1 protein-coding gene is annotated in these 360 nt (G+C 39.2%); it reads right to left on the bottom strand.

Annotated features, from left to right (window positions below):
* Positions 1–197: 197 nt before the first annotated feature.
* A partial coding sequence (locus tag HA044_RS09375; RefSeq protein ID WP_187540920.1) for an LPXTG cell wall anchor domain-containing protein occupies positions 198–360 on the bottom strand: 163 nt, incomplete at its 5' end.

Here is a 360-nt window from a genome sequence, read left to right as displayed (position 1 = left end):
TAAGATCGAATTTGTTTTTAGACAAAAAGGAGTTATTTTAGGAGCCCTTTTATCGATGATTTCGATGGGCTATCTCATCATTCAGTTAAGACGAGAAAAGGATGAAATCAGCTCACATTAAAAAGACTCTAGTATCAAAAAAGAATAGCACCCTCGTGGGATGCTATTCTTTTTGGTATGAGTGAGATCCACTCTCATTAGTTATTTGAAATTTTACGTTTCAAGACGATTGCTCCTGATAGAACGACAACTCCAGTTAGGATAGCCCCTGTTGCAGCAATTTCCCCTGTATTTGGAAGGAAACCTTTGCGACGACCATTCGTTGACTTGGTCGTTCCAGAATGGTTGTTTGATGGTCCT

Origin of the sequence: Streptococcus sp. IMAU 99161 (genome assembly GCF_014435245.1) — a bacterium.
In the GTDB taxonomy this organism is placed as follows: domain Bacteria; phylum Bacillota; class Bacilli; order Lactobacillales; family Streptococcaceae; genus Streptococcus; species Streptococcus lactarius.
This window is presented reverse-complemented; position numbering and strand designations above follow the sequence as displayed.